Genomic DNA, 22933 nt, shown 5'->3' on the forward strand with positions numbered 1-22933 from the left:
GCGGACAGGAGGTTACAGGTAGCTCATCGCCAGGCCGAGGAACAGCACCAGCCCGACGTAGTTATTGTTCATAAACGCTTTGAAGCAGTTATCGCGGTCGCGATTGAAGATAAGCTTCTGCTGCCAGCCAAACAGACCCGCCGCCACGAACAGCGACCAGTAATATTCCCAGCCCAGCCCATTCAGCCAACCCACCGCGCCCATCAGCGCCAGCACGGCTACCTGCAGAATACCGATAATCAGTCGATCGTTTTCACCGAACAGGATCGCCGTCGATTTAATGCCGATCTTGAGGTCGTCATCGCGATCCACCATCGCATACTGGGTATCGTAGGCTACCGCCCACAGAATGTTGGCGAGGAACATCAGCCAGCAGCTCAGCGGCAGTGATTCGCTGACGGCCGAGAAGGCCATCGGGATCGACCAGCCAAAGGCCGCGCCCAGCACCACCTGCGGCAGATGGGTGTAGCGCTTCATAAACGGGTAGACCCACGCCAGCGCCAGCGCCGCCACCGACAGCAGAATGGTCATGGTGTTGAGGGTGAGCACCAACAGGAAAGAGAGCAGCACCAGCACGATAAACAGCGTTCGCGCCTCTTTCTCGGTGACATCGCCGCTCGGCAGCGGACGGCGGGCGGTACGCTTTACGTGACCATCAAATTTTCGGTCGGCATAGTCATTCACCACGCAGCCGGCGGCGCGCATCAGCCAGACGCCGGCGACGAATACCGCCAGGATCCACAGCGGCGGGACGCCCGGCGAGGCCACCCATAGCGCCCACAGCGTCGGCCACAGCAGCAGCAAAGCGCCGATCGGTTTGTCAGTGCGCATCAGGCGATGAAACGCCAACAGCTTATTCTGCGACAGACTCCACTCCATTTTTTCTTCCTCTTAGTACAACGGCGACGCAGGCAAAAAAAGCTCGGTCAGCAGCAGGGGTTTGCCGCTCAGCCGCAGGCGGGAACGACGCCCCCACAGCGCTGCATCGCGACCAATTTCAATAAAATCGCGGGTTAATGTCGACGACGTAAACAGGTATCGGCCCAGCGGAGTTTGCCCGAGCTGCTGTAGCGCCAGCTCCGGACCACACAGCGTCGACTCCGGCGCCACCGTGCGCCCGGCCAGCCAGGGCTCGCCATCGGCATTGAGTATAATCTCCCGCAGCCAGTAGCGCGGCTCGTCGGGCAGCAGCGCCGCTTCGTCAGTCAGCGCGTCACGGCCGATATACCCTTCGTTAACCAGGGTCACGGTGACCTGCTTTCCTTGTTGTTCAAAGCGCTGGGTCATTGAGTCCTCCAGCAGCAGCCAGTCACTTAGCGGCGGCGGCAGGGATGGCATAACGGCAAAATAGCGCAGCGCACGCAGTCGCGTAAGCGCAGGATGGGACATGCCTGATTCTCCGGTACATAACGTGAAAGCATTGTATCGCAGAATAGGCGGTTGGTGGCGGGCAAACGTCAATATACGATCATTCACGCAACAGCCATGCAACAGGCTGCCGCGCGTGCAAAAAAAGGTGCATCCCGGAGGATGCACCTAAAGGCTGTGCCTAAACATCAGCATTGTGGGGAGACGATTACCCCTTGCCTTTTACACTGCTGATAAAGGTGGAACGAGCGGATTTCGAGCCGAGGCGCTCAGCTTCGTTCATCAATTTCAGGGCTTTGTCGATGTCACCTTGTTTCACCGCCTGCTTAATACCATTGTTGAAGTAGGTTTCGGTATCGCTGAGCATCGGTTCGCTTTTGGCGGCCGGCGCCGCGGCGGCGGCTGGCGCGGCTACCGGCGCCGCGGTGTTGCCGACGGTTACCGGACCCGGGCCGGAGGAGCCGAACAGCGGCCCTACCAGCACGCTGGAAGTGCTATTAGTTTTCACTTTCAGCTTCAGCACGCCATCGGTGGTATGTTTAGCGATCGGATCCGGGATATCCGGGGCCGCATTGCCGGCGCCTTTGGCATAGGCTTTCGCCGGATCCAGCAGGGTCGTGGTCTGCTGGAGATCTTTTTCAGTGGTAAACACCAGCACATAGAGCTTTTGCTGGCCCAGCGCCGGGGTCAGGCGCATCACGCCGCCCAGGCGGTCAGCGGTCATCACGCCCGGCTGCTGATAGGTAAAGTAATTGCTGGGGAAGAACGCCGCGGGCGTCATGTTCTGGTCGAGAATCAGCACGTTCGGCGCAAAAATCTGCTTATGTTTGTTCAGTTCGCTGTCGAGCGTCAGGGTCAGCTCACCGATATTGGCCGGCACGCTCCAGGCGGCGACCGGTCCGACGATCCCCGGGACATCCAGGCGTTGACCGCCGGTGGTTAAATCAACGCTCTGCGTCTTTGATTGATCGGCAGGCGTCCAGATCAGCTGCTGCAGCGCGCTGGCTGGAATAGCCGGCGCGGCGCTGGTGTTCTGCGGTACAAAGTTAACATCGGCAAGGCTCATCCCCGGCACGCATGCCAACATCCCTGCGGATAAACACAGAGCGACGAGAGTTTTCTTCATTTTCATTCTTCTCACCTTGGATAGCATCGGTTTAGCGGTAGCCAGGCAATAGCGCGCTAACCCTGAATAATCAGGAGGGGCTGACGCCCCTCCCAGGTTACACCCGTCCTGCGGACGGTATTACCACCACACTTCCATCTGGGCACCGAAGGTAACTTCGCTGTCGTCACCGCGGCTGGAGGTGAAAGCGCCGCTTCCGCTGCTGTCTTTCGTCTGCAGACCGGAGGTGTTGCTGTAGCCCCAGTTTTCATCCCACTTCGCGTAGGTTGCGAAGATACGGATAGCCGGACGAGACCAGACGCTGTTGCCTGCCTGCCACTGTTGAGCCAGAGTAATTTTGTACTGGTTGTTGTTTTCGCTGGTACGCTGGGATTTCACGTTGTCGTAACCGATTTCCAGCTGGGTGCTCATGATCGGCGTCCATTTGTACATCGGACGGACACCCACGGTGTACCAGGTAGAACCGTTCTTGCTGTCCAGATCCACGTCCTGGTACATTGCCACGTACATCAGGCCCCAGTCATCGTTGAAGTCCATCGCGCCGTGATCCAGAACGCGGATCATGCTGCCGTTGTTATCGATGCTGGTCCCCTGAGAGTGGCCGCTGTTCCAGGAGGTCATTGCGTCAGTGGCGTACTGAACCACAAACTTGTTGAAGCCGCCCCAGATAGACTGAGTATGTTCACCGGTCCACATCCAGCCGTCTTTCGACGCGCCGTCTTCCAGGCGATAGTCATCCTGCGGGTTAGCACGGCCGTAATCGACCCCTAACTCCAGCACGCCGCCCGGGTTGGTTTCCAGACCCGCCAGACGGATATCAAAGACGTCGTTGGCAGTTTTCGCAGCATATTTTTTGGTGTCATCGCTGGAGAAAGTATAAGAGCCGCCGCTTTCTGAGTTACGGGTAGCGGCCAGAGAGAGCTTACCGAAGCCAAGGTCAACGTTTTCCAGACCTGCACCCGGGCCGGAGATATCCCAGTAGTAGAAGTCGATCATGTGAACGTCATGACGCTGATAGAAGCGTTTACCCGCCCACAGCGTGGAGCCCGGCAGCCAGTCAATCAGGTTTTTACCCTGGATGTTGGCTTCACGGAACGCCGGAGAGGTGCTTTCCCAGTCATCTTCCTGATTCACGGAATAGGCAACGTTAGTATCGAAATAAAAACTCTTATCCCCTTCCTTCCACAGCTCCTGGCCCAGCTTCAGTTCCGCATAGGTTTCACATTCGTTACCAAGACGGTATTTACTTTGAGCGCCGGTCGCTTTGAAGCACTGTTGCTCGCCGCCGCTGCCGGTCCAGCCAATGCCGGAACGCGCGTAGCCATGGAAATCGACAGCCAGCGCCTGAGCAGACATCACGCCTGCTGCGACGGCGACCGCCAGAGGAAGTTTGCGCAGAGTAATCATCATTCTATCTCCTGAGATCATTGCTTTTCTTTGCACGCTTCGCCGGTATATCGCCAGCCGGGTTCGCGCTTTTTTAATGGGAAGCCTTACACGCCCGGCTCTTTATGCAGCCGACGACAAGCGGTGCCATCCTCACGGAATAAATGGCAACGTTCTGGCGGCAAACCGATAGCGAATGTGGCTCCCTCTTCTACCAACACCACGTCGTTCTGGCGGTAAACCAGGTTCTGACGGATGGCGGGGATCTGGATATGAATTTGCGTTTCGTGACCGAGCTGTTCGACGACCTGGACCTCGCCTTCAAGGGTTACATCGGCGATATCGCTGGGCAGTAAATGCTCCGGTCGAATACCTAAGGACATATTGGCGCCCGCCTGCACGTTGGCGCTGTCCACCGGTAGCCAGATTTGCTGACGGTTCGGCAGTTCAACCTGCACCTGATCGATAGCCGTCGCGGTGACTTTGACCGGCAGGAAGTTCATCTTCGGTGAACCAATGAAGCCGGCAACGAAGCGGTCAGCCGGATAGTGATAGAGCTCCAGCGGTTTCCCAACCTGCGCCACACGGCCGGCGTCGAGGACCACGATCTTGTCGGCGAGGGTCATCGCTTCCACCTGATCGTGGGTGACATAGATCATGGTGCGGCCCAGTCGCTTATGCAGACGGGAGATTTCGATACGCATCTGGACGCGCAGGGCGGCATCGAGGTTGGAAAGCGGCTCATCCAGCAGGAAAACGCTTGGCTCTGCCACCAGCGTACGACCAATCGCCACGCGCTGGCGCTGACCGCCGGAGAGGGCTTTCGGTTTACGCTCCAGCAGATGGGCCAGCTGCAGCACTTCCGCAACCTGAGTCACCCGCTGGTTAATCAGATCTTTTTTCGCGCCGGCCAGCTTCAGGCCAAACGACATATTTTCCGCAACGGAAAGGTGGGGATAGAGTGCATAAGACTGGAATACCATCCCAACGCCGCGTTCTGCCGGTGGGATCTCGTTCATGCGGGTGTCACCGATAAACAGGTCCCCGCTGGTAATAGTTTCTAACCCGGCAATCATACGCAGCAGGGTAGATTTGCCGCAGCCCGATGGCCCGACAAACACGACGAATTCCCCTTCGTGGATATCGAGATTGATATCTTTCGATACCACCACGTCACCCCAGGCTTTCGTTACATTTCGCAGCTGTACGCTCGCCATGCCCTTCTCCCTTCGTTACAACCTGTCACTAACAGTCACATTCAAGATGGGTCGACTATGCGGCATTCATTACGCAGGCAAATCCTCCACCCCCCGGCTTTTTTATGGGGGAGGAGATGGGAGGATGAGAGATTGGCTCTCGCCGCGGGGGATGGCGGGCGGAGCGTGATTTCGTGATGGAGGCGACAAAATTGGGCGCTTTTTTCTGTGCTCCAGGACGCAATACGGCCGTTTTTGCAATGGAGATCACACAACCAGCGGGTGGGGCGTAGACCTGGGGAGGATGGAAAGGGGTTGTTAAAAAAGGAAACTCATCATCGTTAAGCCACCGAAGTGTATCCACGAGTACAACACCAAAAAGGACGGGTATATGAAAATCAAAACTGGCGCTCGCATCCTCGCGCTGTCGGCACTGACCACGATGATGTTTTCCGCCTCTGCCCTCGCAAAAATTGAAGAAGGTAAGCTGGTTATCTGGATTAACGGCGACAAAGGCTACAACGGCCTCGCTGAAGTGGGTAAAAAGTTTGAAAAAGACACCGGCATTAAAGTTTCCGTAGAACACCCGGACAAGCTGGAAGAGAAATTCCCGCAGGTTGCGGCGACCGGCGACGGCCCGGACATCATCTTCTGGGCGCATGACCGTTTCGGCGGCTACGCGCAGTCGGGCCTGCTGGCGGAAATCACCCCGGACAAAGCGTTCCAGGACAAACTCTATCCGTTCACCTGGGATGCGGTTCGCTATAACGGCAAACTGATCGCCTACCCGATCGCAGTCGAAGCCCTGTCCCTGATTTACAACAAAGACCTGGTGCCGAACCCGCCGAAGACCTGGGAAGAGATCCCGGCGCTGGATAAAGAACTGAAAGCGAAAGGTAAGAGCGCGCTGATGTTCAACCTGCAGGAACCGTACTTCACCTGGCCGCTGATCGCTGCCGACGGCGGATACGCGTTCAAGTTTGAAAACGGCAAGTACGATGTGAAAGACGTCGGCGTGGACAGCGCAGGCGCGAAAGCGGGCCTGACCTTCCTGGTTGACCTGATCAAGAACAAGCACATGAATGCCGACACCGACTACTCCATCGCGGAAGCGGCCTTCAACAAAGGCGAAACCGCGATGACCATCAACGGTCCGTGGGCGTGGTCTAACATCGATAAGAGCAAGGTTAACTACGGCGTGACCCTGCTGCCAACCTTTAAAGGCAAACCATCGAAACCGTTCGTTGGCGTGCTGAGCGCGGGGATCAACGCCGCCAGCCCGAACAAAGAGCTGGCCAAAGAGTTCCTCGAAAACTACCTGATGACCGATCAGGGTCTGGAAGCCGTTAACAACGACAAACCGCTGGGTGCCGTGGCGCTGAAATCCTTCCAGGAAAAACTGGAAAAAGATCCGCGCATCGCTGCCACCATGGCGAACGCCCAGAAAGGCGAAATCATGCCTAACATCCCGCAGATGTCTGCCTTCTGGTATGCCGTTCGTACCGCGGTTATCAACGCCGCCAGCGGTCGCCAGACTGTCGATGCTGCGCTGAAAGATGCACAGAGCCGTATCACTAAGTAAGAAAACGGCGGGTGGCGCGTGCGCCTACCCGCCCTACCACTACGGCTCGGACCGTAGGTCAGGTAAGCGAAGCGCCACCTGACAAATAAGTTTTCACCGCTGTAGAGGATGATCCCCATGGATGCCGTTAAAAAGAGACACTGGTGGCAAAGCCCGCAACTCACATGGTCTGTGATTGGCTTACTGTGCCTGCTGGTGGGTTACCTTGTTGTTTTGATGTACGCCCAGGGGGAGTACCTGTTCGCCATCATGACGCTGATTTTAAGCTCAGTTGGCCTGTATATTTTCGCTAATCGCAAGGCTTATGCCTGGCGCTATGTTTATCCCGGCCTCGCCGGCATGGGCCTGTTTGTCCTGTTTCCGCTGATCTGCACTATCGCTATCGCGTTTACCAACTACAGCAGCACCAACCAGCTGACCTTTGAGCGTGCGCAGCAGGTGCTGATGGATCGTTCCTTCCAGGCCGGCAAAGCCTATAATTTCACGCTGATCCCTGCGGGTGACGAGTGGAAGCTGGCGCTGACCGACGGCGAAAGCGGTAAAAACTACCTTTCTGACGCCTTTAAATTTGGCGGCGAGCAGAAGCTGGCGTTAAAAGAAACCGACGCCCTGCCGGAAGGCGAGCGCGCCAACCTGCGCGTGATTACCCAGAATCGCACCGCGCTGAACCAGCTGACCGCTGTGCTGCCGGATGACAGCAAAGTCATCATGAGCTCCCTGCGCCAGTTCTCCGGTACCCAGCCTCTGTATACCCTCGGCGAAGACGGGGTACTGACCAACAATCAGACCCACGTTAAATACCGCCCGAACAACGACGTCGGCTTCTACCAGTCAATTAACGCCGACGGCAGCTGGGGCAATGAGAAGCTGAGCCCGGGCTACACTGTGACTATCGGCTGGGACAACTTTACCCGCGTCTTCCACGATGAAGGCATTCAGAAACCGTTCTTCGCGATCTTCGTCTGGACGGTGGTGTTCTCGGTGCTGACCGTGGTGCTGACCGTCGCGGTGGGGATGATCCTCGCCTGCCTGGTGCAGTGGGAAGCGCTGAAAGGCAAAGCGATTTATCGCGTCCTGCTGATTCTGCCGTACGCCGTACCGTCGTTTATTTCGATTCTGATTTTCAAAGGGCTGTTCAACCAGAGCTTTGGTGAAATCAACATGATGCTCAGCACGCTGTTCGGCATTAAGCCGGCCTGGTTTAGCGACCCGACCACCGCGCGCACCATGATCATCATCGTCAACACCTGGCTGGGCTACCCGTACATGATGATCCTGTGCATGGGGCTGCTGAAGGCGATTCCGGACGATCTGTACGAAGCGTCGGCAATGGATGGCGCCGGCCCGTTCCAGAACTTCTTTAAAATTACCTTCCCGCTGCTGATTAAGCCGCTAACGCCGCTGATGATCGCCAGCTTCGCCTTTAACTTTAACAACTTCGTCCTGATTCAATTGTTGACCAACGGCGGTCCGGACCGTCTCGGCACCACCACCCCGGCCGGTTATACCGACCTGCTGGTGAGCTACACCTATCGCATCGCCTTTGAAGGCGGCGGCGGTCAGGACTTCGGCCTGGCGGCGGCTATCGCAACGCTAATCTTCCTGCTGGTTGGCGCGTTAGCGATTGTGAATCTGAAAGCCACGCGCATGAAGTTTGATTAAGGGAGATAACGACAATGGCTATGGTCCAACCCAAATCGCAGAAGCTACGTTTATTTACCACGCATCTCCTGCTACTGATTTTTATCGCCGCGATTATGTTTCCGCTGCTGATGGTTATCGCTATCTCGCTGCGCGAAGGCAACTTCGCCACCGGCAGCCTGATCCCGGATACCATCTCCTGGGAACACTGGCGTCTGGCGTTAGGCTTCAGCGTCGAACACGCCGATGGCCGCGTCACGCCGCCGCCGTTCCCGGTCCTGCTGTGGCTGTGGAACTCGATTAAGGTCGCCGGGATCACCGCGATCGGCATCGTCGCCCTCTCCACCACCTGCGCCTACGCTTTCGCCCGTATGCGCTTCCCGGGGAAAGCGACCCTGCTGAAAGGGATGCTGATTTTCCAGATGTTCCCGGCGGTGCTGTCGCTGGTTGCCCTGTACGCGTTGTTTGACCGCCTGGGCCAGTACATCCCGTTCGTCGGCCTCAACACCCACGGCGGCGTCATCTTTGCCTACATGGGCGGTATCGCGCTGCACGTCTGGACGATTAAAGGCTACTTCGAAACCATCGATGGCTCGCTGGAAGAAGCGGCGGCGCTGGATGGCGCGACCCCATGGCAGGCTTTCCGTCTGGTGCTGCTGCCGCTGTCGGTGCCGATTCTGGCAGTCGTGTTTATTCTGTCGTTCATCGCGGCCATCACCGAAGTGCCGGTAGCCTCGCTGCTGCTGCGCGATGTGAACAGCTATACCCTGGCGGTAGGTATGCAACAGTATCTCAACCCGCAGAACTATCTGTGGGGCGACTTTGCCGCCGCGGCGGTGCTCTCCGCCATTCCGATCACGGTTGTCTTCCTGCTGGCGCAGCGCTGGCTGGTTAATGGCCTGACGGCGGGTGGAGTGAAAGGTTAATTTTTTTTGTAACACCGGCCCCAAATTTCAGCGGAGGGCCGACGGTCTAGCCGCAATACACGACCCCAACCGGGTATTGTCGCCGTCGCCCTCAGCTGAAAAAGTAAGGTCAATGCCACTGCTATCCTCAACTGGACCCTACATAAATTCTATTTGTGACTGTTGGTCAGCGGCCCTGGAGGCCGCTTTTTTTATTCGCGTTTCAGGCGATTGGAGTTACACAGCCAGAGCGTAATCACCAGGATCAGGATCGCCGCGGAGTAAATGAGCACCGCCAGCGGCGACTCATGATCGACGATAATAAGCCGCACAATTGCGGTAATACCGATATAGACGAAATAGCGCAGTGGAAAGTGAAAACCGGATTCAAAATATTTAACAATCAGCGCGATAAACTCAAAGTAGAGAAAATAGACCACCAGCCCTTCGACCAGCTTGTACTTACTCACCGGCTCCGGCGTAAACAGTACGTGCGCCAGATGCAGGGTCTCCTTTCCCAGGAACACCACCAGAATAATTCCCAGGCACAGCAGTGCCAGATTCAGCACGGCCTGCATGGCCTTCGCAACGAAATTAACCAGCGGACGATATACCGACGGCATAGTGACACCTCAAATGCATGAACGTTGTCGATCTGTATAGCGCAAAAGTGTGATCCAGATCTACCTATGATTCCTTCGTCTTACGCTATCTCCGGGCTATTGATTCGAAAAGTACGAACAAGAGAAAATTGTCCTTCCAGCAACGCTGTGAGCAGATTAACAAAATCATCCGTTACGCTTAGAACGAATCAACCCAACTAACTGAAATATAAAAAGTTTACTTTTTGAAACAGGTGTATCTTAAAACCTCCCGTAAGATAATATTTTTCTCCAAACCACAGTCTTTTTATGGTTATTAGGGTAAGTTTTTTCTTATCTTTTGTCTTAGCATTATCGCAGCTGAATAAAATTTAATTTTGGACATTAAATCATTATGAACACCGATAACGCTTCCCTGTACGTAAAATGGCTCAAACAAGAGGTCGCCCCGGCTTTAGGTTGTACTGAACCCGTCGCTATTTCCTTCGCGGCCGCCTACGCCGCACAATATCTGGATCAGCCTTGCACAAAAATTAGCGGTTTTATTTCCGCCAATCTTTATAAAAACGCGATGGGCGTCACCATACCCGGCACCACCGTTTGCGGTGTACCGCTGGCAGCCGCAATTGGCGCATTTGGCGGCGACCCGCAAAAGGGATTAAAAACGCTGGAAGATATCACTCCGCGACACGTTGAAATGGCGCAGAAGCTGATCGCCAATAACGCCGTTGATATTGCCGTCGAAGAGACCCCGGATTTTATCCATCTCGATTTAACCCTCTCTGCTGGCGAGAATTGCTGTCGTGTCGTGGTCAAAGGAACCCACACCAACGTGGTCGAACTTTATATTAATGGCCAGCCGCAGCCATTAAGCGAAAAACAGAATACGCGCACCCAGCGCGAAACGCTGCCCACTTTCTCGCTACAACAAGCTTACGAATTTATTAATCGCGTCGACTTTAATGATATTCGCTTTATTCTCGACGCCGCGCGCTTAAACTCCGCGCTGGCGGCAGAAGGCAAAACAAAAAAATATGGCCTGAACATTAACGGTACCTTTTCTGACGCAGTGAAAAACGGCCTGATGAGCAACGATCTGTTAAGCAAGGTGATCATCAACACCGTCGCCGCTTCAGATGCCCGCATGGGCGGCGCGCCGGTGGTAGCGATGTCAAACTTCGGCTCAGGCAATCAGGGCATTACAGCAACCATGCCGGTAGTGGTGGTTGCAGAGCATCTTGGCGTCGATGAAGAGACCCTGGCTCGCGCTTTGTCTCTCTCTCATCTCACTGCCATCTCAATTCATTCTCGTTATACGCGCTTATCTGCGCTATGCGCAGCCTCAACCGCCGCTATGGGCGCCGCCGCCGGTATGGCATGGCTGTTTACCCGCGATATCAACACCATTAATACCGCAATTATTAATATGGTCAGCGATATTACCGGCATGATTTGTGATGGCGCTTCCAACAGCTGCGCGATGAAAGTCTCGTCAGTGGTCTCCAGCGCCTTTAAGGCGGTACTAATGGCAATGCAAAATAGCTGCGCTGGCGCCAATGACGGTATTGTCTGCGCCGATGTCGAGCAGACTATTAATAACCTGTGCCGTCTGGTGATTAAACCAATGACTCTCACCGATAAAGAAATTATCAGCATTATGGTCGCTAAATAATACCATTTCACGGGCCTGAAAGAGCAGGCCCCGATTAACGTACTCTACCCACACTATTATTTATAAATTAGCAGGTATAGCAGATGAATAAAAAAGTCATCTTCCGCGGCGCCAGCGCTATTATGCCCCTATGCATCGGCGACTTTCCATTTTCATTTATTGTCGGCGCATTAAGCGTTAGCGCGGGCATGAGCGTCTGGCAGAGTACGGCGTGGTCGGCGATCGTCATTGCCGGCTCGGCGCAAATGCTGGCACTGAATATGTTAAAAACCGGCGCCACGCTCGGCGTGATTATTTTCACCACATTAATTATCAATCTTCGCCACGTGCTGTATAGCGCCTCTATTTCCGGAACCGTGCGCGAAGCTTCATTCTTTAAAAAATGCTTTATGTCCTTTGCGCTCACCGACGAGGTGTATGCCACCACCGTCAAAGAGATGGAAGGAAATAAAAAGGAAAAATATCTGTTTTATGGTTCGGCGATGATTACCTTCTGGGCGATTTGGGTGCTGGCTGATTTTCTTGGCGCGCTGGTCGGCGCCTCGTTTCCCCACATTGAGAAATACGGTCTCGATTTCGCCATGGTCGCCGCCTTTATCGCCATCGTGGTGCCGCAAATTAAAAGCCAGGCCTGCACCGTCGCCGCGGTTGTAGCCGCCGTTTCCGGCGTGCTGTTAGTGGTCCTACCCTATTCGCTGGGTATCGTCGTCGCCTCAGTGCTTGGCGTCCTCGCCGGCCTGTGCGTCGACCTGGCGGAAGAGCGCAAGCAGATGGCAAAAACCGAATCCGATATGCCGTTAGTGGAGGCGATGGAAAATGAGTAATAGCTATTTTATCGCCCTGACGCTGGGCATGGCCGCGGTGACTTTTCTCATCCGTTTCTCGTTTATCGGCCTGGCCGGCAAGATCCAGATGTCCGAGCGGGTGACCAAAACGCTACGCTTCGTGCCGGTCACCGTTCTGCCGGCCATCATCACCATTCAGATCCTGAGCGTGAATTCCAGCATGGAGTTCGACTTAAAAAATCCGAAGGTGATCGCCGCCATCATCTGCACGCTCGCCAGCTTCCGTTTAGGTCTGGTGTGGGTGGTAGTGAGCGGCGTCGGCTCGCTGGTGTTGTTAAATTATTTTATGTAACCGTTTGAAGGATAAACCGTATGATTATTACCACCGCTGACGCGCCTGCTGCTATCGGCCCGTACGTGCAGGGCGTCAATCTCGGCGCTATGACCATCACCTCCGGTCAGCTGCCGATTAATCCGCTGGACGGCACCATGCCCGAGGACATTGCCGAACAGGCGCGGCAATCACTGGAAAATGTGAAAGCCATCGTTGAAGCTGCCGGACTCACGGTCGGGCAGATCGTTAAAACTACGGTGTTTGTCAAAGACCTGGCGGATTTTGCCGCCATCAATGCCGCCTACGAGGCCTTCTTTATCGAACACCAGGCGGCCTTTCCGGCGCGCTCCTGTGTGGAGGTAGCAAGGTTACCGAAAGATGCCGGCGTCGAAATCGAAGCGATCGCTTTCGCCCGCTAACCCCCAGGCTGGAGGGAGCGCCTCCAGCCTTCTCCCACCGATTTTTGTCGTTCCACATTGTTCACTTTACAGGCAATATAGCCGCAGAACGACGCGAGGAACGCAGCATGTTAACTATTCGACAGGCATGTCCCGAGGACGCGCCCCAGCTTAGCGCGATGGGCTATGCCAGCTATCATCACCACTTTGCTCATCTCTGGCGCGATGCCGATGAACTGGCGTTATTTCTTAAGCAAGAATATGCCGAAGATGCGCTACGTCGGAGTCTTGCGGATGCGACCCAACACTGGCTCATCGCCGAAGCCCCCTCTCCTGTTGGTTTCGCTAAATATAGCTATCAGCAGCGAATGGCTGACGACGGCAAGATTGGTACGCTGCTGCATAAGCTCTACCTGATGCCGGGGAAGACTGGCCACCGCTACGGCGAGCATATTTTTCACGCCGTCGAGACGCGAGCAAAAACGGCCGGTGAAAGCTGGCTGTGGCTGGAAGTACTCGCCGCGAATCCCGCCGCGCGCCGTTTTTACGAACGTCAGGGGATGCAGCACATCAGAGACACGACTTTCCACTCCGCCAGCCAGCAAAGCACCTTACATATTCTGGCCAAACCGATTTGAGAGGAACTATGCCTGAGCTTCGTGATACCGGCGTACGTAACGTCGTTTGTGGGGAAAATGTCGTTATTTACCAGCCCGCCAACCTCTATGATTGCCGGCTCGGCGATAACGTCTTCGTCGGGCCGTTCGTTGAGATCCAGGGGAATACCCGCATCGGCGCGAACAGTAAAATTCAATCCCATACCTTTATCTGCGAGTACGTCACCATCGGCCAGCGCTGCTTTATCGGTCACGGCGTGATGTTTGCCAACGACCTGTTTCGCGAGGGTAAACCAAACGCCGACCGCGCCAGCTGGGGGCGGATCGAGATTGGCGATGACGTGTCGATCGGCAGCGGCGCCACGATTCTGGCCGTCAGCATCTGCGATGGGGTGGTGATAGGCGCGGGCAGCGTGGTAACGAAGTCCATTACCGAGAAAGGCGTGTGGGCGGGGAATCCGGCGAGGCTGCTGCGGCGGCTATAAATAAAAATGCCGACCAAAGGGTCGGCATTCCGTCTTAGCTGCGCAAGCGTTATGCGCGCCAGGCTTTATAACGGTTAATCAGGCCGTTAGTAGAGCTGTCGTGGCTGCTAACTTCGCTGCCGTCTTTCAGCTCCGGCAGGATGCGGTTAGCCAGCTGTTTGCCCAGCTCAACGCCCCACTGGTCAAAGGTGAAGATGTTGAGGATCGCGCCCTGGGTGAAGATTTTGTGCTCGTACAGGGCAATCAGCGCCCCGAGGCTGAACGGGGTGATCTCACGCAGCAGGATGGAGTTAGTCGGGCGGTTACCTTCGAACACTTTGAACGGCACCACGTGCTCCAGGGTCGCCGGGTCTTTACCCTGATCGCGATATTCCTGCTCAACCACTTCGCGGGATTTACCAAAGGCCAGGGCCTCGGTCTGGGCGAAGAAGTTAGACAGCAGTTTCTGATGGTGGTCAGACAGCGGGTTGTGGGTGATAGCCGGAGCGATGAAATCGCACGGTACCATTTTGGTGCCCTGGTGGATCAGCTGGTAGAACGCGTGCTGACCGTTGGTGCCCGGCTCACCCCAGATGATTGGGCCAGTCTGGTAGTCTACCGCGTGGCCGTTACGGTCAACATACTTACCGTTGGACTCCATGTTGCCCTGCTGGAAGTAAGCGGCAAAGCGGTGCATGTACTGGTCGTACGGCAGAATCGCTTCGGTTTCCGCACCGAAGAAGTTGTTGTACCAGATGCCGATCAGCGCCAGCAGCACCGGCAGGTTTTTCTCCGCCGGAGTGGTGGAGAAGTGCTTATCCATCGCATGCGCGCCGGACAGCAGCTCAACGAAGTTGTCGAAGCCCACGGAGAGAATGATGGACAGACCAATCGCCGACCACAGGGAGTAACGGCCGCCAACCCAGTCCCAGAATTCGAACATGTTGGCGGTGTCGATGCCGAACTCGCCAACCGCTTTCGCGTTGGTGGAAAGCGCGGCGAAGTGTTTCGCCACGTGCTTGTCGTCGCCCGCGGTTGCCAGGAACCAGTCGCGCGCGCTGTGGGCGTTGGTCATGGTTTCCTGGGTAGTGAAAGTCTTGGACGCCACCAGGAACAGAGTCGTTTCCGGATTCACGTTCTTCAGCACTTCGGCGATATGGGTGCCATCGACGTTAGAGACAAAGTGCATGTTGAGGTGGTTTTTATACGGACGCAGCGCCTCGGTCACCATGAAAGGACCGAGGTCGGAGCCGCCGATACCGATGTTAACCACGTCGGTGATCGGTTTGCCGGTGTAGCCTTTCCAGCTACCGGAGATAATCGCTTCGGAGAAGGTTTTCATCTTCTCCAGCACAGCGTTCACTTCCGGCATCACATCTTTGCCATCAACCACAATCGGCGTATTGCTGCGGTTACGCAGCGCGACGTGCAGTACCGCGCGGTCTTCGGTGCGGTTGATCTTCTCACCTGAGAACATCGACTTGATAGCGCCCGCCAGGTCAGTCTCTTTCGCCAGATCCTGCAGTTTAGCCAGCGTCTCTTCAGTGATGCGGTTTTTGGAGAAGTCCACCAGCATCAGATCGTCGAACGTCGCGGAAAATTTAGAAAAACGGTCGCTATCTTTGGCGAAAAGCTCGCTGATAGTGACATCTTTCATTTCGTCGAAGTGTTTCTGTAATGCCTGCCAGGCAGAGGTCTGCGTTGGGTTGATGTTTTTCATTAGCAATACTCTTCTGATTTGAGATTGTGACTTCGGTCGATTGTAGCGCCGGTGACGGAAAATTGTGATGATTTTTGTGACTTGACCCTGACGCCGGTCAGGAATCGGGTCAAAACGGAGTAAAAGGCCCCATTAGTATAGCTATCATAAGGCTTTTTTCTGTTAGCCGCAGAGGCATGAAAAATCCGCATAACCGCAGCGTTGACATAGCTGGCGTTAAGCCTTTATATATCCGCAGTGCTTACGTATTGGTAGGTATCTATTGCTCGCGCATTTCACGCTACAGCGAAAGGGTATTCGCGGGGGATATAATGTCCCTGTTCCCCCGGCCAGGTGAAAGACGTCAGTAATTGCCAGAAGAGGTGCGTTGCCCAGGTAACCGTATTGGAGGAACCAGTCCGGGGAAGATACGTGAGGGGGAGCAACGCCGAGGTGAAAGAGCGTCTGGTCACGCTCCTCGCCGGCCACAGGGGCTGAATCCCCTGGGTTGTCACCAGAAACGTTCGCAGTCGGGCGTTTCATACCCGAACACCTCAGCGCCCAAAGCGGTGAGTCGGGTCTACAAGGTGGAGCACTTCTGGGTGACATCGTAGTTGTTTATCACTCTGCGCCACCCTGTTTATCGCTCTTCCCTTGTGCCATGGCTGAATAATTTGGCCTGGCTTATTAAGACATTTTGTTGCGATCCGGCGGCGTCCAGCCCCTGCCAGGATCGGTGCTCAGGAATCGTTTTAATAAGTCAGGCCCCCTGACACGAGGTTGTTATGACAGATCTAGTCGTCGCCAAATTTGGCGGCACCAGCGTTGCTGATTTTGACGCAATGAACCGCAGCATCGATGTGGCGCTGCTCGATGCCAATACCCGTATTGTTGTGCTCTCCGCCTCTGCCGGCGTGACCAACATTCTGGTGGCCTTAGCGGGAGGGCTGGAACCCACCGAACGTTTTTCCCAGCTGGACGCTCTGCGTCAGATCCAGTTCAATATTCTGGAGCGTTTGCGTTATCCCAACGTGATCCGCGAAGAGATTGAGCGCTTGCTGGAAAATATCACGACGCTGGCGGAAGCCGCCGCGCTCGCCTCCTCAACCGCCCTGACCGACGAACTGGTCAGCCATGGCGAACTGATGTCCACCCTGCTGTTTGTGGAAATTCTGCGTGAACGCGGTATTCAGGCGCAGTGGTTTGACGCCCGTAAAGTGCTGCGCACTAACGATCGCTTTGGCCGCGCCGAACCGGACATCGCCGCCGTCGCCGAACTGACCCAGCAGCAGCTGGCGCCGCGCCTGGCGGAAGGCCTGGTGGTGACCCAGGGCTTTATCGGCAGCGAAGCGAAAGGCCGCACCACCACCCTCGGCCGCGGCGGCAGCGATTATACCGCCGCTCTGCTCGGCGAAGCGCTGAATGCCACCCGCGTCGATATCTGGACCGATGTCCCGGGGATCTATACTACCGACCCGCGCGTCGCGCCGGCGGCGAAACGCATCGACGTCATCGCCTTTGAAGAGGCAGCGGAAATGGCCACCTTTGGCGCCAAAGTGCTGCATCCGGCGACCCTGCTGCCTGCCGTGCGCAGCGATATCCCGGTGTTTGTCGGCTCCAGTAAAGAGCCTAAAGCGGGCGGTACGCTGGTGTGTAAAACCACCGAGAACCCGCCGCTGTTCCGCGCGCTGGCGCTGCGTCGCCGGCAAACGCTGCTGACGCTGCACAGCCTGAATATGCTGCACTCCCGCGGCTTCCTCGCCGAAGTGTTCGGTATTCTGGCGCGCCATAACATCTCAGTTGATTTGATCACCACCTCCGAAGTGAGCGTGGCCCTGACCATGGACACCACCGGCTCGACCTCTGCGGGCGATACCCTGCTGACCCAGGCGCTGCTGACCGAGCTCTCTTCGCTGTGCCGCGTGGAAGTGGAAGAAAATCTGGCGCTGGTCGCCCTGATTGGCAATGAGCTGTCGAAAGCCTGCGGCGTCGGCAAAGAGGTCTTTGGCGTCCTCGAGCCGTTTAACATCCGCATGATCTGCTATGGCGCCTCCAGCCACAACCTGTGCTTCCTGGTGCCGGGCGACGATGCGGAGAAGGTTGTGCAGAAGCTGCATCATAATTTGTTTGAATAAAATTCCTTAGCACGATAAACAATACCTATAGCCGGGCTCGAACCCGGCTTTTTTATAACAACATCAACACAACCAGCTGACCTGCTCGCCGCCCATCGGGATGGCGCGGCCCGGTTCGCGTATCGCAAGGAACACAACATGCTCGCAACTCTGACGCGGCTGTTCCCGTTATGGGCACTGCTGCTCTCCGTTCTGGCCTATTACACTCCCACCACCTTCACCCCAATTGGCCCATGGGTCACCACCCTGCTGATGCTGATCATGTTCGGTATGGGCGTGCATCTGAAGCTGGAGGATTTCAAACGCGTCCTGTCGCGCCCGGCGCCTGTCGCTGCGGGGATCTTTCTCCATTATCTGGTGATGCCGCTCGCCGCCTGGCTGCTGGCGCTGCTGTTTCATATGCCGCCGGAGCTTTCCGCCGGGATGGTGCTGGTCGGCAGCGTCGCCAGCGGGACCGCCTCCAACGTGATGATCTTTCTTGCCAAAGGGGATGTGGCGCTGTCGGTGACCATCTCCTCGGTCTCCACCCTCGTCGGCGTCGTGGCGACACCGCTGCTCACCCGTCTGTACGTCGACGCGCATATTCAGGTCGACGTCATGGGCATGTTGCTCAGCATTCTGCAGATTGTGGTCATTCCTATCGCGCTGGGACTGATTGTCCATCATCTGCTGCCGAAGGTGGTGAAAGCGGTAGAGCCGTTCCTGCCCGCCTTCTCGATGGTGTGCATTCTGGCGATCATCAGCGCGGTGGTGGCGGGTTCCGCCGCCCATATCGCCTCCGTCGGCCTGGTGGTGATTATCGCGGTGATCCTGCATAACACTATTGGTCTGCTTGGCGGGTACTGGGGCGGACGTCTGTTTGGTTTTGATGAATCCACCTGCCGTACGCTGGCGATCGAGGTGGGGATGCAGAACTCCGGCCTGGCGGCCGCGCTGGGTAAAATTTACTTCGGCCCGCTGGCGGCGCTGCCGGGCGCGCTGTTCTCCGTCTGGCATAACCTGTCCGGTTCGCTGCTGGCCGGGTACTGGTCAGGAAAGCCCATCGCCAAAAAAGCCGACAAGCGCTGAGCGTGATACGTCCGGGCGCAGGCCCGGGCGTGTGCCTGCTTTAGTTGCCATACAGGCTATCAGTAAAATATTCATTGCCGTACACTGGGTGCTCTGGTCTGACTGAGGGCACCACCATGGCACTCCCCCGTATTACACAAAAAGAGATGACCGAGCGCGAACAGCGCGAATTGAAAACGCTGCTTGACCGCGCGCGTATTGCGCATGGCCGCCCGCTGAGCAATGCGGAAACGAACAGCGTGAAAAAGGAATATATCGATAAGCTGATGGCGCAGCGCGAAGCGGAAGCGAAGAAAGCCCGCCAGGTGAGAAAACAGCAGGCTTATAAAACGGATAAGGAAGCGACCTTTTCCTGGTCGGCGAATACGCCGACCCGCGGCAGGCGTTAACGCCCTTTCTTTTTACGTCCCGGCTGGGTGAAACGTTTCCCGTTACCAGCCGGGCGGCCCTTATCGTTGCTATTTTCCATCTTCACCACCGGGCGCTTGATGCCGGGAGTCGCCGCTTTGGCCTTCGGCCTGGCTTTCGGCTTCGCTTCGGAAGAGGAGTTTTCAATCAGCTTGAACAGGTCGATCAGCTCGTCATCGGTTAGATCACGCCATTCACCCAAGGGGATCCCCGTCAGGCTCACGTTCATGATCCGCGTACGCTCAAGCTTCGTCACTTCATAGCCAAAGTGCTCGCACATACGACGGATCTGGCGATTCAGCCCCTGCACCAGAGTGATGCGGAAAACGAACGGCGCTTCTTTCTTTACCTTACATTTTTTGGTCACGGTCCCGAGAATCGGTACCCCCGCGCCCATGCCGCGAATGAACTCATCGGTCACCGGCTTATCGACCGTCACCAGATACTCTTTTTCATGGTCGTTGCCGGCGCGCAGGATCTTGTTCACCAGATCGCCGTGGTTGGTGAGGAAGATCAGCCCCTGAGAATCTTTATCCAGACGGCCAATAGGGAAGATACGCTTGCTGTGGTTGACGAAATCGACAATGTTGTCGCGCTCGCCGTCTTCCGTGGTGCTCACAATGCCGACCGGCTTATTCAGCGCAATCAGCACCAGATCATCCGCTTCACGCGGCTCAATCAACTGTCCGTTAACTTTGACTAAATCGCCAGGCTTCACCTGATCGCCAATGGTGGCGCGCTTGCCATTGATAAAGACGTTGCCTTGTTCAATAAAGCGGTCCGCTTCGCGACGCGAGCAGATGCCGCTTTCACTGATGTATTTGTTTAATCGGGTTGATGAGTCGGGCAGCATAGATTCTCCTGTAAAAGCGAAATATACCCTACCTTGTGGGCGAGAAAAAACCTGGATTGTGTGATTCATTCTCCAGAAGCTTCGTCGGGCTTGTGAACAGCATTCCGCTTCCCCACATCATGCGCCATATCAGCGCGCCGGTATGGGGGCGATGCTAGAATTTCTGCTTCAATAATATTTTTAAAACAGGAAGAAAAGATGGAACTGCTGTTACTCAGTAACTCCACGCTGCCGGGGAAAGCCTGGCTGGAACACGCCCTGCCGCTGATTGCCGGTCAGGTCAAAGGCCGCCGTAAGGCGGTATTTATCCCCTTCGCTGGCGTGACGCAATCCTGGGATGATTATACGACCAAAGTGGCTGCGGTTATGGCGCCCATGGCGGTCAGCGTAACCGGTATCCACAGCGTCGACGACCCTATCGCCGCCATTGAAAGCACCGAGATGGTGATCATCGGCGGCGGGAACACCTTCCAGCTGTTGAAAGAGTGCCGCAGCCGCGGTCTGTTGGCGCCGATTGTCGATGTCGTCAAACGCGGGGCGCTGTATATCGGCTGGAGCGCAGGTTCAAACCTCGCCTGCCCGACCATTCGCACCACCAACGATATGCCGATTGTCGATCCGCAGGGATTTGATGCGCTGGGGCTGTTCCCGCTACAGATTAACCCGCACTTCACCAACGCGTTGCCGACCGGGCATCAGGGCGAAACCCGCGAACAGCGTATCCGCGAACTGCTGGTCGTGGCGCCGGAATTAACGGTGATTGGTTTGCCGGAAGGAAACTGGATCCAGGTCACCGATGGTCACGCGACGCTCGGTGGCCCGAACCCGACGCTGTTGTTCAAAGCGGGGGAAGAAGCGATAACCCTGCCTGCGGGCTACCGCTTCTGAGCCTGGGGGGCTAACGTTTCCCGGATAGCGGCGCATTGCGCCTTATCCGGGCTGCCTCAACGGGACGTCCAAACGCAAAACCCCGGTTAGCACAGCGCCGCCGGGGAATGGCTCAGTAGTCATCCCGTTCGTCGTCTTCATCCGGCTGCTCCATCACGCTGTAAGCCACCGAGCAGAACAGGCTGTTCAGACGCTTCATATCCCCCAGCAGCGCCAGGTGCAACGTACTGGTTTCGATGCTCTGCACGTTCTGCTGATGCAGACGGTCAACGTGCGCATGCGAGTAGCGGCGGTTAAGAATGCGGAACCGGTGTTTGCTGCGCCGCAGGCGGCGGGCGCTGGGCACATCGCTGGAGAAGAAGACCGACATCGCCAGCTGCAGGTTGCTGAGCAGCAGATCGTACAGCGCATCAAGCTCCTTTAACCCTTCTACCGAGAAGGCGCGCCGCGCCGCCAGCGATTTATCGGCGATCTCGCTGCCCATTCGCTCGACGATATCGGACGCCTGTTCGAGGTTTAACGACATCTCAATAATTTCCGCCCAGCGCCGGGATTCCTCTTCCGCCAGCTCATCCTTTGGCATTCGCGCCAGATAGAGCTTAATAGCGGTGTAAAGTACGTTGATATCATCCGCCATACGGCGCAGCTCTTTCTCCTGACGCGGTTCGCCATGCATCACCTTGTGCAGGCTCTCCAGCATCTGCTCCATCGCGTCACCAATGCGCAGCGTCTCACGCGCGGCATTGGCCAGCGCCAGCGCCGGGGTGTCCAGCGCCGACGGGTCGAGATGCTTGGGTTTGAGATGGTTATCCAGCTCGGGCTCATCGCGGATCAGACGCTGGCACAGCTTCGCCATCGGTCCGGCAAAGGGCACCATCGCGATGCAGCGCAGCAGGTTGTAAAAGACGTGGAAGTAGATAACCAGCTCGGACTCGGCCAACGGCAGCTTGTGCATCGCCGCGGCCAGCGGATGGACGAACGGCAGAATAATCAGGCTCCCCACCAGCTTAAACAGCAGGCTGCCCAGCGCCACCCGGCGCGCCGCCGCGTTCGCCGCGCTGTTGTTAAGCATCGCCAGCAGCCCCGATCCCAGGTTGGCGCCAATCACCAGACACAGCGCCACCGGGAAAGAGATCGCTCCCGCCGCGGTCAGCGTCGCCGTTAACAGCACCGCCGCCAGGCTGGAGTAGCTAATGATTGCAAATACGGCGCCGATCAAGGCATCCAGCATGATATCCCCGGTCAGCGAGGCGAAAATCACCTGCACGCCGTTCGCCTGGGTTATGGGGTGTACGGCCTGGACAATCAGCTCGAGGGCCAACAGGATCAGCCCCAGACCGATCCCCACCCGTCCAAGCTGCCCAGCGCGGGTCTGCTTGCGGCCGAGGAAGAAAATCACCCCGATAAATATCAACAACGGCGACAGCCACGACAGATCGAAGGTCAACACCCTCGCCATCAGCGCCGTCCCGACGTCGGCCCCCAGCACCATCACCAGCGCTGGCATCAGACCCACTAAATCCTGGGCGACAAATGAGGTCACCAGCATGGTGGTGGCGTTACTGCTTTGCACCAGCGCAGTCACGCCAAGACCCGCGCAGAAGGCGAGCGGCTTTTTCTCTACGCTGCTACTGAGAACGGTACGCAGGCGAGCGCCATAGACGCGCATCACCCCGGTACGCACGATATGCGTGCCCCACACCAGCAGAGCAACCGCGGACAACAGGTGTAGCAGAGTTAACACGGAATCAGCTTCTCCTTATCGTTATAGGTTTTCCGAAGTTCAGGAACCTATCTCAGTATAAG

General features: G+C 56.4%; 22 protein-coding genes and 1 riboswitch. Of the genes, 13 read left to right on the plus strand and 9 right to left on the minus strand.

Annotation, left to right across the window (positions count from 1 at the left end; translation table 11 throughout):
• Positions 1–12: 12 nt before the first annotated feature.
• The 5 genes from ubiA to malK all read right to left on the minus strand — a co-directional run bounded on the left by ubiA (position 13) and on the right by malK (position 5097).
• Positions 13–879 carry a 4-hydroxybenzoate octaprenyltransferase gene (ubiA, locus tag KB890_RS12780; RefSeq protein ID WP_004221868.1) on the minus strand — a complete coding sequence of 289 codons (867 nt, stop codon included), beginning with the start codon at positions 877–879 and terminating at the stop codon, positions 13–15.
• 12 nt (positions 880–891) lie between these two features.
• Positions 892–1389: a chorismate lyase gene (gene ubiC, locus KB890_RS12785; protein ID WP_002884807.1), complete on the minus strand. Its 498-nt coding sequence runs from the start codon at positions 1387–1389 to the stop codon at positions 892–894.
• A gap of 187 nt (positions 1390–1576) precedes the next feature.
• Positions 1577–2500, minus strand: a complete 924-nt coding sequence (malM, locus tag KB890_RS12790; RefSeq protein WP_004151749.1) for a maltose operon protein MalM — start codon at positions 2498–2500, stop codon at positions 1577–1579.
• Between the two features lie 114 nt (positions 2501–2614).
• The gene (locus tag KB890_RS12795) at positions 2615–3904 is read right to left on the minus strand and encodes a maltoporin (RefSeq protein ID WP_002884747.1); all 1290 of its coding nucleotides are present in this window, start codon (positions 3902–3904) and stop codon (positions 2615–2617) included.
• Between the two features lie 83 nt (positions 3905–3987).
• Positions 3988–5097 carry a maltose/maltodextrin ABC transporter ATP-binding protein MalK gene (gene malK, locus KB890_RS12800; protein ID WP_002884743.1) on the minus strand — a complete coding sequence of 370 codons (1110 nt, stop codon included), beginning with the start codon at positions 5095–5097 and terminating at the stop codon, positions 3988–3990.
• A 370-nt stretch (positions 5098–5467) separates the two neighbouring features.
• Between malK and malE the strand changes: the two genes are divergently transcribed.
• The 3 genes from malE to malG all read left to right on the plus strand — a co-directional run bounded on the left by malE (position 5468) and on the right by malG (position 9225).
• The gene (malE, locus tag KB890_RS12805) at positions 5468–6658 is read left to right on the plus strand and encodes a maltose/maltodextrin ABC transporter substrate-binding protein MalE (protein ID WP_002884740.1); all 1191 of its coding nucleotides are present in this window, start codon (positions 5468–5470) and stop codon (positions 6656–6658) included.
• Between the two features lie 117 nt (positions 6659–6775).
• A complete protein-coding gene (gene malF, locus KB890_RS12810) occupies positions 6776–8320 on the plus strand; it encodes a maltose ABC transporter permease MalF (protein WP_002884726.1) in 1545 nt (514 codons plus the stop codon).
• A gap of 14 nt (positions 8321–8334) precedes the next feature.
• Positions 8335–9225 carry a maltose ABC transporter permease MalG gene (gene malG, locus KB890_RS12815; protein ID WP_002884725.1) on the plus strand — a complete coding sequence of 297 codons (891 nt, stop codon included), beginning with the start codon at positions 8335–8337 and terminating at the stop codon, positions 9223–9225.
• 191 nt (positions 9226–9416) lie between these two features.
• Here malG and psiE read toward each other — a convergent pair whose 3' ends face one another.
• Positions 9417–9827, minus strand: coding sequence for a phosphate-starvation-inducible protein PsiE (gene psiE, locus KB890_RS12820; protein ID WP_002884721.1), 411 nt, complete (start codon positions 9825–9827; stop codon positions 9417–9419).
• A gap of 373 nt (positions 9828–10200) precedes the next feature.
• Between psiE and KB890_RS12825 the strand changes: the two genes are divergently transcribed.
• The 6 genes from KB890_RS12825 (at position 10201) to KB890_RS12850 (ending at position 14097) form a co-directional block, all read left to right on the plus strand.
• Positions 10201–11478 carry an L-cysteine desulfidase family protein gene (locus tag KB890_RS12825; RefSeq protein ID WP_004178268.1) on the plus strand — a complete coding sequence of 426 codons (1278 nt, stop codon included), beginning with the start codon at positions 10201–10203 and terminating at the stop codon, positions 11476–11478.
• Between the two features lie 83 nt (positions 11479–11561).
• The gene (locus KB890_RS12830; protein WP_004178267.1) at positions 11562–12302 is read left to right on the plus strand and encodes an AzlC family ABC transporter permease; all 741 of its coding nucleotides are present in this window, start codon (positions 11562–11564) and stop codon (positions 12300–12302) included.
• Positions 12295–12615, plus strand: coding sequence for an AzlD domain-containing protein (locus tag KB890_RS12835; RefSeq protein WP_004177855.1), 321 nt, complete (start codon positions 12295–12297; stop codon positions 12613–12615). The genes KB890_RS12830 and KB890_RS12835 overlap by 8 nt, the downstream gene beginning before the upstream one ends.
• Positions 12616–12635: 20 nt before the next feature.
• Positions 12636–13016, plus strand: coding sequence for a Rid family detoxifying hydrolase (locus KB890_RS12840; protein ID WP_004178266.1), 381 nt, complete (start codon positions 12636–12638; stop codon positions 13014–13016).
• 107 nt (positions 13017–13123) lie between these two features.
• Complete coding sequence (locus tag KB890_RS12845; protein WP_004177856.1) at positions 13124–13633, plus strand: GNAT family N-acetyltransferase; 510 nt, start codon at positions 13124–13126, stop codon at positions 13631–13633.
• An 8-nt stretch (positions 13634–13641) separates the two neighbouring features.
• On the plus strand, positions 13642–14097 hold the full coding sequence (locus tag KB890_RS12850; protein ID WP_004178265.1) for an acyltransferase: 456 nt from the start codon (positions 13642–13644) through the stop codon (positions 14095–14097).
• 49 nt (positions 14098–14146) lie between these two features.
• Here KB890_RS12850 and pgi read toward each other — a convergent pair whose 3' ends face one another.
• Positions 14147–15796, minus strand: a complete 1650-nt coding sequence (gene pgi, locus KB890_RS12855; protein ID WP_002884631.1) for a glucose-6-phosphate isomerase — start codon at positions 15794–15796, stop codon at positions 14147–14149.
• A gap of 349 nt (positions 15797–16145) precedes the next feature.
• Positions 16146–16381: riboswitch (Lysine riboswitch) on the plus strand.
• Positions 16382–16560: 179 nt separating this feature from the next.
• On the opposite strand from pgi, the gene lysC reads away from it, so the two are divergent.
• The 3 genes from lysC to KB890_RS12870 all read left to right on the plus strand — a co-directional run bounded on the left by lysC (position 16561) and on the right by KB890_RS12870 (position 19367).
• Positions 16561–17910: a lysine-sensitive aspartokinase 3 gene (gene lysC, locus KB890_RS12860; RefSeq protein ID WP_004146591.1), complete on the plus strand. Its 1350-nt coding sequence runs from the start codon at positions 16561–16563 to the stop codon at positions 17908–17910.
• Between the two features lie 138 nt (positions 17911–18048).
• Positions 18049–18978: a ketopantoate/pantoate/pantothenate transporter PanS gene (gene panS / locus KB890_RS12865; protein WP_002884627.1), complete on the plus strand. Its 930-nt coding sequence runs from the start codon at positions 18049–18051 to the stop codon at positions 18976–18978.
• Between the two features lie 116 nt (positions 18979–19094).
• Complete coding sequence (locus KB890_RS12870) at positions 19095–19367, plus strand: YjbD family protein (RefSeq protein WP_002884625.1); 273 nt, start codon at positions 19095–19097, stop codon at positions 19365–19367.
• Here KB890_RS12870 and rluF read toward each other — a convergent pair.
• Positions 19364–20239, minus strand: a complete 876-nt coding sequence (gene rluF / locus KB890_RS12875; RefSeq protein ID WP_004178264.1) for a 23S rRNA pseudouridine(2604) synthase RluF — start codon at positions 20237–20239, stop codon at positions 19364–19366. The two genes, KB890_RS12870 and rluF, sit on opposite strands and share 4 nt — an antisense overlap.
• Before the next feature lie 198 nt (positions 20240–20437).
• Between rluF and pepE the strand changes: the two genes are divergently transcribed.
• Entirely contained in the window at positions 20438–21127 is a 690-nt protein-coding gene (gene pepE / locus KB890_RS12880) for a dipeptidase PepE (protein ID WP_004178262.1), read from the plus strand.
• Positions 21128–21239: 112 nt separating this feature from the next.
• On the opposite strand, the gene KB890_RS12885 is transcribed toward pepE, so the two are convergent.
• Complete coding sequence (locus KB890_RS12885) at positions 21240–22871, minus strand: Na/Pi cotransporter family protein (protein ID WP_004177864.1); 1632 nt, start codon at positions 22869–22871, stop codon at positions 21240–21242.
• Positions 22872–22933: the final 62 nt, after the last annotated feature.

This window comes from Klebsiella sp. P1954 (genome assembly GCF_018199955.1).
In the GTDB taxonomy this organism is placed as follows: domain Bacteria; phylum Pseudomonadota; class Gammaproteobacteria; order Enterobacterales; family Enterobacteriaceae; genus Klebsiella; species Klebsiella pneumoniae.